General features: G+C 72.8%; 13 protein-coding genes. 5 read left to right on the plus strand and 8 right to left on the minus strand.

From position 1 onward, the window contains the following. Nucleotides 1-2: 2 nt before the first annotated feature. Nucleotides 3-1,145, minus strand: a complete 1,143-nt coding sequence (gene recA, locus SRB5_RS27770; protein ID WP_153456196.1) for a recombinase RecA — start codon at nt 1,143-1,145, stop codon at nt 3-5. Between the two features lie 265 nt (nt 1,146-1,410). Further along, entirely contained in the window at nt 1,411-1,677 is a 267-nt protein-coding gene (locus SRB5_RS27775; RefSeq protein ID WP_153456197.1) for a hypothetical protein, read from the minus strand. Between the two features lie 170 nt (nt 1,678-1,847). Between SRB5_RS27775 and miaA the strand changes: the two genes are divergently transcribed. The 4 genes from miaA (at nt 1,848) to SRB5_RS27795 (ending at nt 6,895) form a co-directional block, all read left to right on the plus strand. Continuing rightward, entirely contained in the window at nt 1,848-2,798 is a 951-nt protein-coding gene (gene miaA / locus SRB5_RS27780; RefSeq protein ID WP_323378596.1) for a tRNA (adenosine(37)-N6)-dimethylallyltransferase MiaA, read from the plus strand. Nucleotides 2,799-3,159: 361 nt separating this feature from the next. Next, entirely contained in the window at nt 3,160-3,669 is a 510-nt protein-coding gene (locus SRB5_RS27785; RefSeq protein WP_153456230.1) for a hypothetical protein, read from the plus strand. Nucleotides 3,670-3,687: 18 nt separating this feature from the next. Then, nucleotides 3,688-4,554, plus strand: coding sequence for a diaminopimelate epimerase (gene dapF / locus SRB5_RS27790; protein WP_323378597.1), 867 nt, complete (start codon nt 3,688-3,690; stop codon nt 4,552-4,554). A gap of 202 nt (nt 4,555-4,756) precedes the next feature. Beyond that, nucleotides 4,757-6,895, plus strand: a complete 2,139-nt coding sequence (locus SRB5_RS27795; RefSeq protein ID WP_228390503.1) for a RelA/SpoT family protein — start codon at nt 4,757-4,759, stop codon at nt 6,893-6,895. A gap of 7 nt (nt 6,896-6,902) precedes the next feature. On the opposite strand, the gene SRB5_RS27800 is transcribed toward SRB5_RS27795, so the two are convergent. Next, the gene (locus tag SRB5_RS27800) at nt 6,903-7,898 is read right to left on the minus strand and encodes a TAXI family TRAP transporter solute-binding subunit (protein ID WP_153456200.1); all 996 of its coding nucleotides are present in this window, start codon (nt 7,896-7,898) and stop codon (nt 6,903-6,905) included. 149 nt (nt 7,899-8,047) lie between these two features. Here SRB5_RS27800 and miaB point away from each other — a divergent pair, with 149 nt between their 5' ends. Continuing rightward, nucleotides 8,048-9,535: a tRNA (N6-isopentenyl adenosine(37)-C2)-methylthiotransferase MiaB gene (gene miaB, locus SRB5_RS27805; protein ID WP_153456201.1), complete on the plus strand. Its 1,488-nt coding sequence runs from the start codon at nt 8,048-8,050 to the stop codon at nt 9,533-9,535. A 158-nt stretch (nt 9,536-9,693) separates the two neighbouring features. On the opposite strand, the gene SRB5_RS27810 is transcribed toward miaB, so the two are convergent. The 5 genes from SRB5_RS27810 to SRB5_RS27830 all read right to left on the minus strand — a co-directional run bounded on the left by SRB5_RS27810 (nt 9,694) and on the right by SRB5_RS27830 (nt 15,787). Next, a complete protein-coding gene (locus tag SRB5_RS27810; protein WP_153456202.1) occupies nt 9,694-10,467 on the minus strand; it encodes a GNAT family N-acetyltransferase in 774 nt (257 codons plus the stop codon). 70 nt (nt 10,468-10,537) lie between these two features. After that, the gene (gene hflX, locus SRB5_RS27815) at nt 10,538-12,001 is read right to left on the minus strand and encodes a GTPase HflX (protein WP_153456203.1); all 1,464 of its coding nucleotides are present in this window, start codon (nt 11,999-12,001) and stop codon (nt 10,538-10,540) included. A 148-nt stretch (nt 12,002-12,149) separates the two neighbouring features. Next, the gene (locus SRB5_RS27820) at nt 12,150-13,556 is read right to left on the minus strand and encodes a M1 family metallopeptidase (RefSeq protein ID WP_153456204.1); all 1,407 of its coding nucleotides are present in this window, start codon (nt 13,554-13,556) and stop codon (nt 12,150-12,152) included. Between the two features lie 99 nt (nt 13,557-13,655). Continuing rightward, complete coding sequence (locus SRB5_RS27825; RefSeq protein WP_153456205.1) at nt 13,656-15,065, minus strand: sensor histidine kinase; 1,410 nt, start codon at nt 15,063-15,065, stop codon at nt 13,656-13,658. 11 nt (nt 15,066-15,076) lie between these two features. Then, nucleotides 15,077-15,787, minus strand: a complete 711-nt coding sequence (locus tag SRB5_RS27830; protein WP_323378598.1) for a response regulator transcription factor — start codon at nt 15,785-15,787, stop codon at nt 15,077-15,079.

The raw sequence follows: 15,787 nt of genomic DNA on the forward strand, positions 1-15,787 counted from the left end.
CCTCAGACCTTGGCCGCCGCGGCCTTGGTGGTCTTCGCGGTGGTCTTGGGAGCCGGCACGGACTTCTTCGCCTTGTCGTCGGTCCCGGCGGCCGCGGGAGCGGCGGGGGCAGCGGCCGCGTCCGGGGCGGACTCGCCCTCGGCGGCCGGCCTGACGCCGATGCCCAGCTTCTCCTTGATCTTCTTCTCGATCTCGTCGGCCAGGTCCGGGTTGTCCTTGAGGAAGTTGCGGGCGTTCTCCTTGCCCTGCCCCAGCTGGTCGCCCTCGTACGTGTACCAGGCGCCGGACTTGCGGATGAAGCCGTGCTCCACGCCCATGTCGATCAGGCCGCCCTCGCGGCTGATGCCGTGGCCGTAGAGGATGTCGAACTCCGCCTGCTTGAAGGGCGGGGCGACCTTGTTCTTGACGACCTTGACCCGGGTGCGGTTGCCCACCGGGTCCGTGCCGTCCTTCAGGGTCTCGATCCGGCGGATGTCCAGCCGCACCGAGGCGTAGAACTTCAGCGCCCGGCCACCCGTGGTGGTCTCGGGGGAGCCGAACATCACGCCGATCTTCTCGCGGAGCTGGTTGATGAAGATCGCGGTGGTCTTGGACTGGTTGAGCGCGCTGGTGATCTTCCGCAGGGCCTGGCTCATCAGACGGGCCTGGAGACCCACGTGCGAGTCGCCCATCTCGCCCTCGATCTCCGCGCGCGGGACGAGCGCGGCGACGGAGTCGATGACGATGAGGTCGAGGGCGCCGGAGCGGACCAGCATGTCGACGATCTCGAGCGCCTGCTCGCCGTTGTCCGGCTGGGAGAGGATCAGGTTGTCGATGTCGACGCCGAGCTTCTTCGCGTACTCGGGGTCGAGGGCGTGCTCGGCGTCCACGAAGGCCACCTGGCCGCCGGCGCGCTGGGCGTTGGCGACGGCGTGCAGCGTGAGGGTCGTCTTGCCGGAGGACTCCGGCCCGTACACCTCCACCACGCGGCCGCGCGGGAGGCCGCCGACGCCGAGGGCGACGTCGAGAGCGGTCGACCCGGTGGGGATCACCTCGACGGGCTCGTTGGGCCGCTCGCCGAGGCGCATCACGGCGCCCTTGCCGAATTGCCGTTCAATCTGGGCGAGAGCGGCGTCGAGAGCCTTCTCGCGGTCGGTCGCTGCCATGGGTTCCACCCGGGATGTCTGAGTCGATCGCTTCACGTCCACGACGCTAGCGGGTACCACTGACAATCCGCCGGGGCGTCGCTCCGGCCTGTGGATAACTCACGGCTGCCAGGTGGGTCACCACCCGGAAATCACCGGGCCGGAGACTCCATCTGAATGGATGTTCGATTTCCGTGTCAAGCGGAACACCACCCCGCCCCCCGCGCCGTACGACACCGCGAGATCGCGGCCGCGGCCGGCGCGGGGGCGGCCTTGCTCCGGGGCGCTAACCGCGGACGCCCTCGCCCGCCTCGCTGTCGGCCGCCTCGTCCGGCGACTGCTGCTTGGGGATCTCCACGTCCTCGGCCTCCGCGTCCACGGCCTCCGCGGCATCCGTGACCTCCGCGTCCTCCGTGACCTGTGCCGCATCATCGGCCTTTGCGGTCACCGGAGCCCCGGGAACGGCCGCCGCGGCCTCCGCCGGCTCCGCCGCCGCGCCACCGTCGCCCGACCCGCCGCCTCCGCGACCGAGCAGCCTGGCAAAAACGCCCATGTCTCCATCTCCTCCGTATCGACCGTGAGGGCGACGTCCCGGGCCCTCCGGGCATCCCGTCGCGCCGCCCGTGACCGGCGGCCGAACCTCGCAACGGCCAACGACGTCACCGATGACACGTCACGTCCCTCGTTCGTGGCCGGACCGGGCCGTTTGCGAGACTGACCCCCGTGACCAACGAGCCCAACCGCCCCCAGGTCGTCGCCGTGGTCGGCGCGACCGCCGCCGGCAAGTCCGATCTGGGCGTCGCCCTCGCCCTCGCGCTGGACGGCGAGGTCGTCAACGCCGACTCCATGCAGCTCTACCGGGGCATGGACATCGGCACCGCGAAGCTGACCGAGGCGGAGCGCCGGGGCGTACCGCACCGGCTGCTGGACGTCTGGGACGTCACCGAGACCGCCAGCGTCGCCGAGTACCAGCGGCTGGCCCGGACCGAGATCGACCGGCTGCTGGCCGAGGGCCGCACCCCGGTGCTGGTGGGCGGCTCCGGACTGTACGTCCGGGGGGCGATCGACGCGATGGAGTTCCCCGGCACCGATCCCGCGGTGCGGGCGGCGCTGGAGGCGGAGCTGGAGCGGGTGGGCCCCGGGGAGCTGCACCGGCGGCTGGCCGCGGCCGACCCGGCGGCGGCGCGGGCGATCCTGCCGAGCAACGGCCGGCGCGTGGTGCGCGCCCTGGAGGTGATCGAGATCACCGGACGGCCGTTCACGGCGAACCTCCCCGGGCCCGAGTCCGTCTACGACACCGTACAGATCGGCGTGGAGGTCCCCCGCCCGGAGCTGGACGAGCGGATCGCGCTGCGGGTCGACCGGATGTGGGAGGCCGGCCTGGTCGACGAGGTACGGGGGCTGGAGGCTCGGGGGCTGCGCGAGGGGCGTACCGCCTCCCGGGCGCTGGGGTACCAGCAGGTACTCGCGTTCCTGGCCGGCGCGTGCACGCAGGACGAGGCGCGCGCCGAGACGGTCCGCGCCACCAAACGCTTCGCCCGCCGCCAGGACTCGTGGTTCCGGCGCGATCCGCGGGTGCGCTGGCTGAGCGGTTCGGCGCCGGACCGCGCGGGGCTGGCACAGCGCGCGGCGGAGCTCCTCGGGACCGTACGGGCGGAACACCGGCCCGGCTGACGGAACTTCGGCGGCGGACCGGAGCAATCCCCGCCGTTTCGGGTGCCGTTGGTCACCATCGCCGGGAAGATGCCGGGCCGTGACCTGAACCGGTGCCGGCACCTCGTCGAGCGCATGATCAAAACGCCTGGTGAAGCGGCGTCCGAAGCGCCGCGTACGGCCTGCAGAAACGATTACCGGGAGTCATAACAGCCTGATCACGTGATGGCATCGGGACGCTCTGACGGCGCTTGTGGCCGGGGGCGGCATGCCATCATCGAGACCGGTCGAACCGTGTCACCAGAGGCTTCACGGCCCCTGTGAGCGTGTTCGGCGAAGCCGCGTCGTGCAGGTCACCGGAAGGTTGGGAGGGCACGTGGCAATGGAAGCCGGCCCTCGTGACAGCCGTCAGGACCCTCCGCCATCGTCCGACGCGCGTGACGGGCACCCCGCGGACGCGAAGCCGTCGCACGACGACAGCCCGCGGGACACAGCGGAGCTGCTGCACGACGCGCCGCGGGACGAGCCCGAGCCGGAGCTGCCCGTCGTCGAGGAGTCCTTCCGCGAGCTCCGCCCGCCGCGGCTGTTCCGTGTCTGGCAGCTCGCCCCGATCGTCGGCTGCGCCGTCGTCGGCTCCCTCATGTTCGCCTTCCCGCTCGCCTTCGAGTTCGGCGACGGCGGCGCGGTGGTCGCGATGCTGGGGCTGCTGATCAGCCTGAGCGCCGGCGGCTGGGCGCTGATGGCCGCCCGCCGGGTCGGCTACACGCTGCCGGGGCTGCCGGGCCGGGACGAGGCGGACCGCCGCGCGGACTGGCGGATCGTGCTGCTGTACGCCGCTACGGTCGCCCTGCTGGCCGCCCTCGCGATCTGGCGCATCGCCCGGCTGCGCTGACCCCGTACGATCGGGTCCGTGACCTCCACGACCTCCCCCCCGCTGCGTTTCCTCAAGGGCCACGGCACCGAGAACGACTTCGTGATCGTTCCCGACCCCGACGGCCTGATCGACCTGTCGCCCGCCGCCGTCGCCCGGCTGTGCGACCGGCGGGCCGGTATCGGCGCGGACGGGGTGCTGCGGGTCGTACGTTCCGCCGCGCACCCCGAGGCGCGGGGGATGGCGGACGAGGCCGAGTGGTTCATGGACTACCGCAACGCCGACGGATCGATCGCCGAGATGTGCGGCAACGGCGTCCGGGTCTTCGCCCGCTATCTGCAGCGGGCGGGCCATGCGGAGGCCGGTGAGCTGGCGGTCGCGACCCGGGCCGGGGTGCGGCGGGTGCATCTGGCGAAGGACGGCGACGTCACCGTGCGGATGGGCGCCGCGACGCTGCCGGACGGTGAGGTCACCGTGTCGGTGGACGGCCGCTCGTGGCCGGCCCGCAACGTGGGCATGGGCAATCCGCACGCGGTGGCCTTCGTGGCGGACCTGGCGGACGCCGGGAAGCTGTACGACGCCCCCGGGTACTCCCCCGCCGGCGCCTATCCGGACGGTGTGAACGTGGAGTTCGTCGTGGACCGCGGTCCGCGCCACGTGGCGATGCGGGTGCACGAACGGGGCTCCGGCGAGACCCGCTCCTGCGGTACGGGGGCCTGCGCGGTGATGGTCGCCGCCGCCCGCCGCGACGGCGTCGACCCGGCGGTCACCGGGCGGCCCGAGACGTACACCGTCGATGTCCCGGGCGGACGTCTGGTCGTCACCGAGCATCCGGACGGCACCGTCGAGATGACCGGACCGGCGGTGATCCTCGCCGAGGGCACCACGGTCGCCGGCTGGCTGTAGCGCCCTCGCGGCGCGCTCCGTCGTCCGCCCCGGCCGCCGTCCCACGAACGGGTGACAGCCGCCGGGCTCCGCCGGAGCTCCGTCGCCGTGCGTGATGAGGTCGGTACCATCAATCACCGGCACCGGGGTCGTCCCCCGCGGAACGGGCGGCCGTCGCCGCCGCGGACCGCATCGGCCGGTCGGACTGCCGGAGGTGCCCCCCTTGAGCGCAGAGGCCAGCGCGGACGCCGTGGATCCCGCCCCGTCCAGAGGCGGCAGACGCGGACTCCCCCGGCTCGATCTGCGGCGGATCGGCCGCGCGGCGGCGCTGATCGGTACCGGCGGGCGTGACCGGCTGCCGGACGCCCTGGAGCATGTGGCGAAGACCCATCGCTCGTACTTCCCGGACGCCGACACGGCCGTCCTGGCCCGCGCCTACGCGCTGGCGGAGGAGTCGCACCGGGGGCAGACGCGCAAGGCCGGCGGCCCGTTCATCACCCATCCGCTCGCCGTCACCCTGATCCTCGCCGAACTGGGCGCGGAAACCATGACGTTGACCGCCTCCCTGCTGCACGACACGGTCGAGGACACGGACGTCACGCTGGAGCAGGTCGAGGCGGAGTTCGGCGCGGGGGTGCGCTATCTCGTCGACGGCGTCACCAAGCTGGAGAAGGTCGACTACGGGGCTGCGGCCGAGCCGGAGACGTTCCGCAAGATGCTGGTGGCGACCGGCAGCGACGTGCGGGTGATGGCCATCAAGCTCGCCGACCGGCTGCACAACATGCGCACCCTGGGGGTGATGCGCCGGGAGAAGCAGGTGCGCATCGCGACGGTGACCCGGGACGTGCTCATCCCGCTGGCCGAGCGGCTGGGCGTACAGACGCTGAAGACGGAGCTGGAGGACCTGGTCTTCGCCGTCCTGCATCCCGAGGAGTACGCGTCCACCCGCGACCTGGTGCTGGCGCACCACGCCGCGCCCGACCCGCTGGAGCGGACGGCGGACGAGCTGCGCACGCTGCTGCGGGAGGCGGACATCGCCGCCGAGGTGCTGGTGCGGCCCCGGCACGTGGTGTCCGTGCACCGGGCGCTGCTGCGGCGCGGCGCGCTGAGCGGCGCCGACTACGCGCGGTTACTCGTGCTCGTGCCGGAGGACGCGGACTGCTACGCCGTGCTGGGGGAGCTGCACACCTGTTTCACGCCGGTGATCTCGGAGTTCAAGGACTTCATCGCCGTGCCGAAGTACAACCTGTACCAGTCGCTGCACACAGCGGTCGCCGAGTCGCGCGGGCTGGTCGTGGAGACGCTCGTCCGCACCCACCGGATGCACCGGGTCGCGGAGGCGGGGGTGATCGCCCTCGGCAGCCCCGACGGCGGCGGCGGGCCGGTCGGCGAGTGGCTGCGGCGGCTGCTGGACTGGCAGCGGGCGGCGCCCGACCCGGACACCTTCTGGACGGCGCTGCGCGAGGACCTCGCGCCCGACCGGGAGATCACGGTGTTCTCCGACCGCGGCACGGTGCTGCGGCTGGCGGAGGGGGCAACCTGCGTGGACGCCGCGTACGCCGCGCACGGGGAGGACGCGCACGCGTGCGTGGGCGCGCGCGTGAACGGCCGGCTCGCCGGTATGGGGACCGCGCTGGCGGACGGCGACACCCTGCATCTGCTGCTGTCCCCCGAGCCGGAATCCGAACCGGGATCCCCCGAGCCCGCCTCGGGTCCCTCCCCGGAGTGGCTGGAGCACGCCCAGACGCCCGCCGCGCGGATCTCCATCACCCGGTGGCTCGCCGCTCACCCCACCGCGCCGGACGCCGACCGGCACCCCACCCGCATCCCCCCGCCGCCGGCCGCCGTCCCCCCGGACCCGGGCCCCGCCGGCCGGGAGCCCGCCGTCGCGGACCTCCCCGGGGCGGCCGTCCGCCTCGCGCGCTGCTGTACGCCCGTACCGCCGGACGCGGTGACCGGTTTCGAGGTGCGCGGCGGCGCGGTGGCGGTGCACCGGGTGCAGTGCTCGACGGTGACCCGGATGACGACGGCCGGCCGTGAGCCGGTGGCGGTGCGGTGGCGCGACGGGGAGGCGGACCTGCGGGTGACGCTGTACGCGGAGGCGTTCGTCCGCGCGCATCTGCTGGCGGACCTGACGGAGGCCATCGCGGCGGAGGGCGCGGCGATCGTGGCGGCGGACGTCGAGCCGCCGCGCGAGCAGCGGGTGCGGCACACGTACACCGTGCGGCTGCGCGACCCGGCGCGGCTGCAGACGCTCATGCGGGCCATGCGCCGGGTCCCGGGGGTGTACGACGTGTCGCGGGCACAGTGCGCGGCCGGGCCGGGGGCGCCGCCGCGCGGGGTGCGGTCGCGGCTGCGGTGAGTGCGGGTCAGGGCTTCTCGTCGCGGTAGTACCGCTGGGCGCCCTCGTGCAGCTCCAGGGGGTCGGTGAAGACGGCGGTGCGCTGGTCGACCAGCTGGGCGGCGTGGACCCGCCGGGCGATCTCGTCGCGCTGGCCTATCACCTCGCGGGTGATCGCCTCCGTGATGTCCGAGTCGGCCCCGGCGGTGGTGATCAGCAGGTTCGCCACCGCGATCGTCGACACCGCCTTCGCGTTGCGCAGGGCCGGATAGGCGTCGGCGGGCATCACGGCGGAGCGGTAATAGTGCGCGGACTCGCTCTGCTTGTGCAGCGGGCCGAGGAGGTTGTTCAGCGGCACGAACCGGATCCGGGTGCGATTGCCGAGTTCCGTCACCGCCGCGGTGGGAAGACCCCCGGACCAGAAGAAGGCGTCGAGGCGTCGCTCCTGCAGCTGCTCCGTCATCGTGCCGATGGGCACCCGTACGGCGTCGAGGTCGCGGTTCATGTCGAGCTCGGCGGCCTGCAGCAGCCGGCGGGCGATGAGCTGCACACCGGACTTGTCCTGGCCCACGCCGACCCGCTTGCCCGCCAGGTCCTGCGCCCGGTGGATGTCCGAGCCGGCGGGCACCACCAGCTGGATGTAGTCGTCGTACAGCCGGGCGAGGGCCCGCAGGTCGCCGTAGCCGGGCTCCTCGTCGGCCTGGTACTGGGCGACGGCGTCGGCGGCGGCGATCGCGAAGTCCGCGCGGCCGCCCGCGACCTTCTGCACGTTGTCGACGGAGCCCTCGCTGGACACCAGCCGGACGTCGAGCCCGGGGAAGTCCTCGCTGATGCCCCCCTCGAGCAGTTCGCCGTACTTGGCGTACACCCCGTGCCCCACGCCCGTGGCGAAGGTCACCTTCCCCCTGGGGCGGGTGCCGCCGCCGGGCAGCAGCCACCACAGCAGCAGGGCGAGCGCGACGACGGCCGCCGCCACCGCGCGGATCGCGCGACGACGGCCGGTGCCGGTCGGGGACGTAAGCATGCAAGGGATCGTAATGCGGGTGCCGCCGGAAGCGGGGTGACCGTTCGGAATGGATCTGCCGCCCGGAGCCTTAAACTGGACACTCGGCCGCCCTCTGACGTCAGCCCGCGGCCTTCAGGCACCCTGACCCCGTTTGGATGATCACTGGCATGTCGGAGCAGCTCCAGCGCACGTACACGGTCAAGACCCACGGCTGTCAGATGAACGTTCATGACAGCGAGCGGATGGCGGGCCTGCTGGAGGCCGCCGGCTACGTCCGCGCGCCGAAGGACGCCGATGTGGCGGACGTGGTGGTCTTCAACACCTGCGCGGTGCGGGAGAACGCCGACAACAAGCTGTACGGCAATCTGGGGCAGCTGGCGCCGCAGAAGGCCGCCCACCCCGGGATGCAGATCGCGGTGGGCGGCTGCCTCGCGCAGAAGGACCGCGACACCATCGTGAAGCGGGCGCCGTGGGTCGACGTGGTGTTCGGCACGCACAACGTGGGAAAGCTGCCCGTCCTGCTGGAGCGGGCGCGCCTGGCGCGCGAGGCGCAGGTCGAGATCGCCGAGTCGCTGGAGGCGTTCCCCTCCACGCTGCCGACGCGGCGCGAGTCGGCGTACGCGGCCTGGGTGTCGATCTCCGTGGGGTGCAACAACACCTGCACGTTCTGCATCGTGCCGGCGCTGCGCGGCAAGGAGAAGGACCGCCGGCCCGGCGACATCCTCGCCGAGGTCGAGGCGCTGGTCGCCGAGGGCGTCTCGGAGATCACCCTGCTGGGGCAGAACGTCAACGCGTACGGGTCCGACATCGGTGACCGGCAGGCGTTCGGCAAGCTGCTGCGGGCGTGCGGGTCGGTCGAGGGGCTCGAGCGGGTGCGGTTCACCTCCCCGCATCCGAAGGACTTCACGGACGACGTGATCGAGGCGATGGCGCAGACGCCGAACGTGATGCATCAGCTGCACATGCCGCTGCAGTCGGGCTCCGACACCGTGCTGAGGGCGATGCGGCGGTCGTACCGGCAGGAGCGGTATCTCGGGATCATCGAGAAGGTGCGGGCGGCGATGCCGGACGCCGCGATCTCGACGGACATCATCGTGGGCTTCCCCGGGGAGACCGAGGAGGACTTCGAGCAGACGCTGCACGTGGTGCGGGAGGCCCGGTTCGCGCAGGCGTACACCTTCCAGTACTCGAAGCGGCCGGGGACGCCGGCGGCCTCGATGGACGGTCAGATTCCGAAGGCCGTCGTGCAGGAGCGGTACGACCGGCTGGTGGCGCTGCAGGAGGAGATCTCCTGGGCGGAGAACAAGAAGCAGGTCGGGCGGGTCGTCGAGGTGATGGTCGCCGAGGGCGAGGGGCGCAAGGACGACGCGACGCGGCGGTTGTCCGGGCGGGCGCCCGACAACCGGCTGGTTCATTTCGCGCGGCCGTCGTCGCCGGTGCGGCCCGGGGACATGGTCACCGTCGCGGTGACGTATGCGGCGCCGCATCATCTCCTGGCGGAGGGTGAGGCGTTGGCCGTGCGGCGGACGCGGTCGGGGGACGCCTGGGAGGCGCGGACGGCCGCGCCCCGGTCGCAGGGCGTGATGCTGGGGTTGCCTACCGTGGGGGTTCCTGCGGCATCCGCCGAGCCCGCCGGAGGGTGTTCCGTCTCCTGACGGAGGTGCGGTCGCGCCAGCGCCTGCGGCGCGTTTCGGCGCTTCGCGCGAAGTCCTCAAACGCCGGACGGGCTGGAATTGGGTCCTTTTGGCGCCAGGATGCCGGGATTTCTCCGGACTTGCCGGACAACTCTGCCGGAGGGACCCCTGCCCCGTGTCTACGCCTCCCCGTACACGTACGGCGTCGTCGTCGACAGACGGGTGAAGCCCAGGCGCGTCAGGATCGGTTCGCTCGTCGGGAGCGCGTCCACCTGCAGGTAGCGGTATCCCCGCGAGGAAGCGATCCGCGTGCGGTACGCCACCAGTGCGCGGTAGAGGCCCCTCCCCCGCCAGGCCGGGATCGTGCCGCCTCCCCACAGGCCCGCGAAGTCGCGGTCCGGGGGGAGTTCCAGACGAGCCGAGCTGAGCGGGACGCCGTCTGCCACCGCGACCACCGCCGGCGGTGTGGACGGGGACTCGGCGAGCTGGGTCAGGAGCTGGTGGCGCAGGGCGTCCCCCGGGGTGCCGAAGGCAGCCTCGCGGACCCTGACGGCCAGCTCCACGGTCGCCGCGTCGGTGACCGGAAGCAGCTCGACGCCGGGCGGCACCGGCACCTCCGTGGGCAGCGCCGAGGTCTCCGCGACCAGCAGGGCCTCCGCCGGCTCCGGGACGAATCCCGCCGCCCGCAGCCGGTTCGCGAGGTCCCGCGGGGCGTCGTGGGCGTACAGCTTCCACTCGAACGGCAGGCCCCGCGCGGCGTAGTGCGCCACCTGGGCGGCTATCTCCGCGTCGGCGGTCTCCGCCGTGAGGTCCGACCACAGCACCCCGTTCCAGTCCCCCTGACCGCCCGTCTGGCGGACCACGGTCGCGCTCCGGTCCACGCGCACGCCGGGAGCGGTCGGCGGGGCTTCGCGGCGCATCTGGGCGTCGTACAGCGACAGCAAGGTGCTCATGGGGTCTCCACAACGACGAGGCCCCGCCCGCGGCGGGCGGGGCTCGTACCGAACGAACCGGACAGGGTGCTCAGGCGGCGAACGGCTCCAGCTCCGCCGCCAGTTCCTCGTGGACACGGGCCTTCAGCATCGTGCCCTCCGCGGTGTGCTCCTCGGAGAGGACCTCGCCCTCGGCATGCACCCGCGAGACCAGACCGCCGTGCGTGTACGGCACGACGGCCGTCAGCTCGATCCGCGGCCGCGGCAGCTCCTCGTCGATCATGGCGAGCAGCTCGGGGATCCCCTGGCCGGTACGGGCGGACACCGCGATCGCGTGCTTCTCGATCCGCAGCAGCCGCGCCATGACGTGCGGGTCGGCCGCGTCCGCCTTGTTGATCACGACGATCTCGGGCACGTCCTGCGCCCCGACGTCGCGGATCACCTCACGGACGGCGGCGAGCTGCTCCTCCGGGTCGGGGTGCGAGCCGTCGACCACGTGCAGGATCAGGTCGGAGTCGCCGACCTCCTCCATCGTGGAGCGGAACGCCTCGACCAGGTGGTGCGGCAGATGCCGGACGAATCCGACGGTGTCGGCGAGGGTGTAGACCCGCCCGGTGGGCGTCTCCGCCCGGCGGACCGTCGGGTCGAGGGTGGCGAACAGCGCGTTCTCCACCAGAACGCCCGCGCCGGTGAGCCGGTTGAGCAGCGAGGACTTGCCCGCGTTGGTGTAGCCGGCGATGGCGACGGAGGGCACCTTGTGCCGCCGGCGCTCCTGGCGCTTGATCTCGCGGCCGGTCTTCATGTCCGCGATCTCCCGGCGCATCTTCGCCATCTTCTCGCGGATCCGCCGCCGGTCCGTCTCGATCTTGGTCTCACCGGGACCACGGGTGGCCAGGCCGCCGCCCTTGCCGCCGCCCATCTGGCGGGACAGGGACTGACCCCAGCCGCGCAGCCGCGGCAGCATGTACTGCATCTGGGCCAGCGCCACCTGCGCCTTGCCCTCACGGGACTTGGCGTGCTGGGCGAAGATGTCGAGGATCAGGGCGGTCCGGTCGATCACCTTGACCTTGACGACGTCCTCGAGGTGGATGAGCTGGCCTGGGCTCAGCTCACCGTCGCACACGACGGTGTCGGCGCCGGACTCCAGGACGATGTCCCGCAGCTCGGCAGCCTTGCCGGAGCCGATGAACGTCGCCGGGTCGGGCTTGTCGCGCCGCTGGACCAGGCCGTCGAGGACCAGCGCGCCGGCCGTCTCGGCGAGCGCGGCGAGCTCCGCGAGGGAGTTGTCAGCGTCCTGTGCGGTGCCGGACGTCCACACGCCGACGAGTACGACGCGCTCCAGGCGGAGCTGCCGGTACTCGACCTCGGTGACGTCCTCGAGCTCGGTGGACAGACCGGCCACGCGGCGCAGCGCCGCGCGCTCCTCGCGCTCGAACTGCTCGCCGTCCCTGCTGTCGTCTCCGAGACTCCAGGCCGCGTCCTCTTCCATCAGGGCGTCGGCTCGGTTCGTCTCGAGGCGCTGGTCGTCCTGGGGAAGGGAAGAAGGGGAGGTCAATCGGATCCTTACGTTGGAATGGATACTTCGGGTACAGCCGAAGCTGCTCCGTCGGATGAAACGCTTCGCCGGTGCGGAGGATTCCCCTCCGCCGGCCGCGCCGCCGACCTGACGATGGTCCCATGCCGCCGCACGGCCGTCACCCGTATTACGCGCCGGACCGCCAGCCGGGGTGCCCCGGCATGGGCGGGGTCCTCGTGTCGTACAGCCAGGGGCGCAGGAACGCCGTCAGGTCCCGTCCGGCGACCTCGGACGCGAGGGCGGTGAAGTCGGCGGTGCCGGCCGTGCGCCCGGCGTAGCGGGTGACCCACTGCCGTTCGAGGCGCTGGAAGGCGTCGTCGCCGATCTCCTGGCGCAGGGCGTACAGGACGAGCGCGCTGCCGTCGTACACGTTGGGCCGGAAGATGCCGAGCTTCCCCTTCCCGGGGCTCTTGATCGCCGCCGGGGGGCCGCCCTGGGCGCGCCAGGCGTCCGACTGGCGGTACGCCGCGGCCATCCGCTCCTCGAGGTCCTCCTGGCCCTTGTCGTCGGCGTACAGGGCCTCGTACCAGGTGGCGTGGCCCTCGTTGAGCCACAGGTCGGTCCAGCGGCGGGGGCTGACGCTGTCGCCGAACCACTGGTGGGCCAGTTCGTGCACCATCACGCTCGCCTCGTACGACCCGTCCGAGGCGCGGGCGAGCAGGCCGCGGTCGAAGAGGGACAGCGTCTGGGTCTCCAGGGCGTAGCCGATGCCGGCGTCGGCGGCGAGCACCCCGTACGTCTCGAAGGGGTAGCGGCCCACGCGCTCCTCCATCCACTCCAGATGGCCGGCGGTGAGGTCGACGGCCGCGCGCAGCCGTTCGCGGTCGGCGGCGGGTACGACGTGGCGCAGCGGCAGTCCGTGCGGGCCCTCGCCGGTGAGCACGGCGGAGCGGCCGACGGAGATCTGCGCCAGTTCGGTCGCCATCGGGTGGGGGCTGCGGTAGGTCCAGCGGCCGTTCGACGGTTCGCCGGCGGGGAGGCCGTTGGCGACGACCGTGTAGCCGGCGGGGGCGTCGATCCGGAAGGTGAAGAGGGCCTTGTCGGAGGGATGGTCGTTGCAGGGGAAGACGCGGTGGGCGGCGTCGGCCTGGTTGGCCATGGCGAGTCCGTCGGCGGTACGGACCCAGCCGGCGCCCTCCCCGCGCGCCGGCTCGCTGGTGTGGCGGACGTCGATCCGGAACGTGGCGCCGCGTTCGACGGTGTGCGCGGGGCGGACGACCAGGTCCTCGCCCGCCGTGCTGAAGGCGGCGGGTTCGCCGTCGACGGTGAGGGAGCGGACGGCGCCCCGGGTGAAGTCGAGGTTGAACCGCTCCAGGGTGTCCGTGGCCCGTGCGGTGATCTTGGTGTCGGCCTGCATGGGGGTGTCGTTGCGCCCGGGGTAGCGGAACGTCAGGTCGTACGCGGTGACGTCGTAGCCGGGGTTTCCCAGCTGGGGGAAGAGGGTGTCGCCGATGCCCAGGGGCCGGCCGGCGGGAGGTGCGGCCGCGAGGACGGCGAGGGCCGCGGCGACGAGGGCGAGGGGGCGTACGCGCATGGGGTACACGGGTACCAGCCGGCGGTGTGCGGGCCGGGGCGGCGCGGCGGTGGTGCACTCCGACGGAGGAGTGAATCGACGTCCCTCCCGCCGGCACCGTCAGTCCCCGGCGGGCTCCGTCCGCGGCACCGTCACGGTCACCCGCAGCCCGCGGGGCTCGTTCGCCGTAAAGGCGATCCGCCCGCCCCCGGCCGCCAGCAGGGACCGCGCGATGGACAGCCCCAGCCCCGACCCCTTGACGTTCTGATGCCGCCCGCTGCGCCAGAAGCGGTCCCCCACGCGAGCCAGCTCCTCCTCCGTCAGCCCCGGTCCGCCGTCCGCCACGCCGACCGTGACCTCGTCCCCCCGGGCGGCGACCGCGACCTGGACCGTGCCGCCGGAGGGCGTGAACTTCAGCGCGTTGTCGATGACCGCGTCGAGCGCGCTGGACAGCCCCACCGCGTCGGCCCACCCGGTGACCGCGCCGTTCCCCGCGCGCTCCAGACCGACGCCCTTCTCCGCCGCCAGCGGCCCCCAGGCGGCCATCCGTTCGTCGACGAGGGCGGCGACGTCCGTCAGCCGCGGGGTGACGGTGGCGTGCTCGGCGAGGGCCAGGCCGAGCAGATCGTCCAGCACCTCCGCCAGCCGCTTGCCCTCCGCCTGGACGGAGGCGATCTCCTCGTTGCCCTCCGGCAGCTCCAGCTTCAGCAGCTCGATCCGCAGCAGCAGCGCCGCCAGGGGGTTGCGCAGCTGGTGCGAGGCGTCGGCGACGAACGCCCGCTGCTGCTCCAGCACGTCCTCGACGTTGTCGGCCATCTCGTTGAAGGACCGCGTCAGCCGTTGCAGCTCCGGCGGCCCGCCGGAGGCCGCGACCCGGGACTTCAGCCGCCCGGTGGCGATGTCGTGGGTGGCCTTGTCCAGGATGCGCACCGGCCGCAGCACCCAGCTGGTGAGCCGGAACGCGGCGGCGACGCCGACGAGCATGGCCGCGCCGATCCCGGCGGCCAGCCACAGCCAGCCGACGAGGATCCGCCGGCGCATCTTGTCGGTGGGCGACTCGGTGACGACCACGGCGACCACGTCGCCGTCCCGCACGATCGGGGAGGCGACGGTCAGCGGCCGCGACTGCCACGGCCACACCTGCCGGGGGTCGTGGCTGCGCCGGCTGGCCAGGGCCTCGTCGAAGGCCCTGGCGCCCTCCGGGGTGCCGGTGGGGTCCCAGGTCGGGGCGGCCTCCATTTCCCCGCGGTCGCGGTAGAAGACGCCCGCCTTGATGCCGTAGACGGTGTAGTACTTCTCCAGCTCCTGCTTCAGGGCGCGCCGCCGGTCCCGTTCCTCGGCGCTGGCCTCGCTCTCCTCGCGGGAGGTGACGTACAGCCCGAGCGAGGCGAAGCGGGCGATGTCGTCCATCCGGTCGACGACCACGTGCTGCTGGTCCTGCTGGGCGATCCGCTCGGCCAGCGGGACGGCGAGGGCCAGCAGGATGCCCGCCATCAGCATGATGAGGAGCGGGAGAAGCCTGGTGCGCAAACTCTCGCCCCTCAGACCGCGGGCGGCGGGGCGACCAGCCGGTAGCCGACCCCCCGTACCGTCTCGATCAGTTCGGGCATGCGCAGCTTGGAGCGCAGCGACGCGACGTGCACCTCGAGGGTGCGGCCGGTGCCCTCCCAGCTGGTGCGCCAGACCTCGCTGATGATCTGCTCACGCCGGAAGACGACACCGGGGCGATGGGCCAGCAGGGCCAAAAGGTCGAACTCCTTTCGGGTGAGCGCGACCTCCTCGCCGTTGACCAGCACCCGGCGTGTGGGAATCTGCAGGGTGAGCGGTCCGAGCCGCAGGGATTCGTACGTATCCGCAGGTGACCGCCCGTCCGGCTCGGCCTCGGCGCTCGTCCGGCGGGCCACGGCGTGGATCCGCGCCAGCAGCTCTCCGGTGTCGTAGGGCTTGACTACGTAGTCGTCGGCCCCCAGGTTGAGCCCGTGGATCCGCGACCGGACGTCCGCCCGGGCGGTGACCATGATCACGGGGGTGCTGGTGAGCTTACGGATCCGTCCGCACACCTCGAAGCCGTCCTGGTCGGGCAGCCCGAGGTCGAGGAGGACGACGTCGAACGGCGCGAGCCTGCCGTGCAGCAGCTCCTGCAGCGCCTCCTCACCGCCCCGGGCGGTGCCGACGTCGAATCCGTGCCGGCGCAGCACGGCGGAGAGCGCGGCGGAGACATGGTCGTCGTCTTCGACCAGCAACAGTTTCAC

Origin of the sequence: Streptomyces smaragdinus, assembly GCF_009604385.1 — a bacterium.
Lineage (GTDB): Bacteria > Actinomycetota > Actinomycetes > Streptomycetales > Streptomycetaceae > Streptomyces > Streptomyces smaragdinus.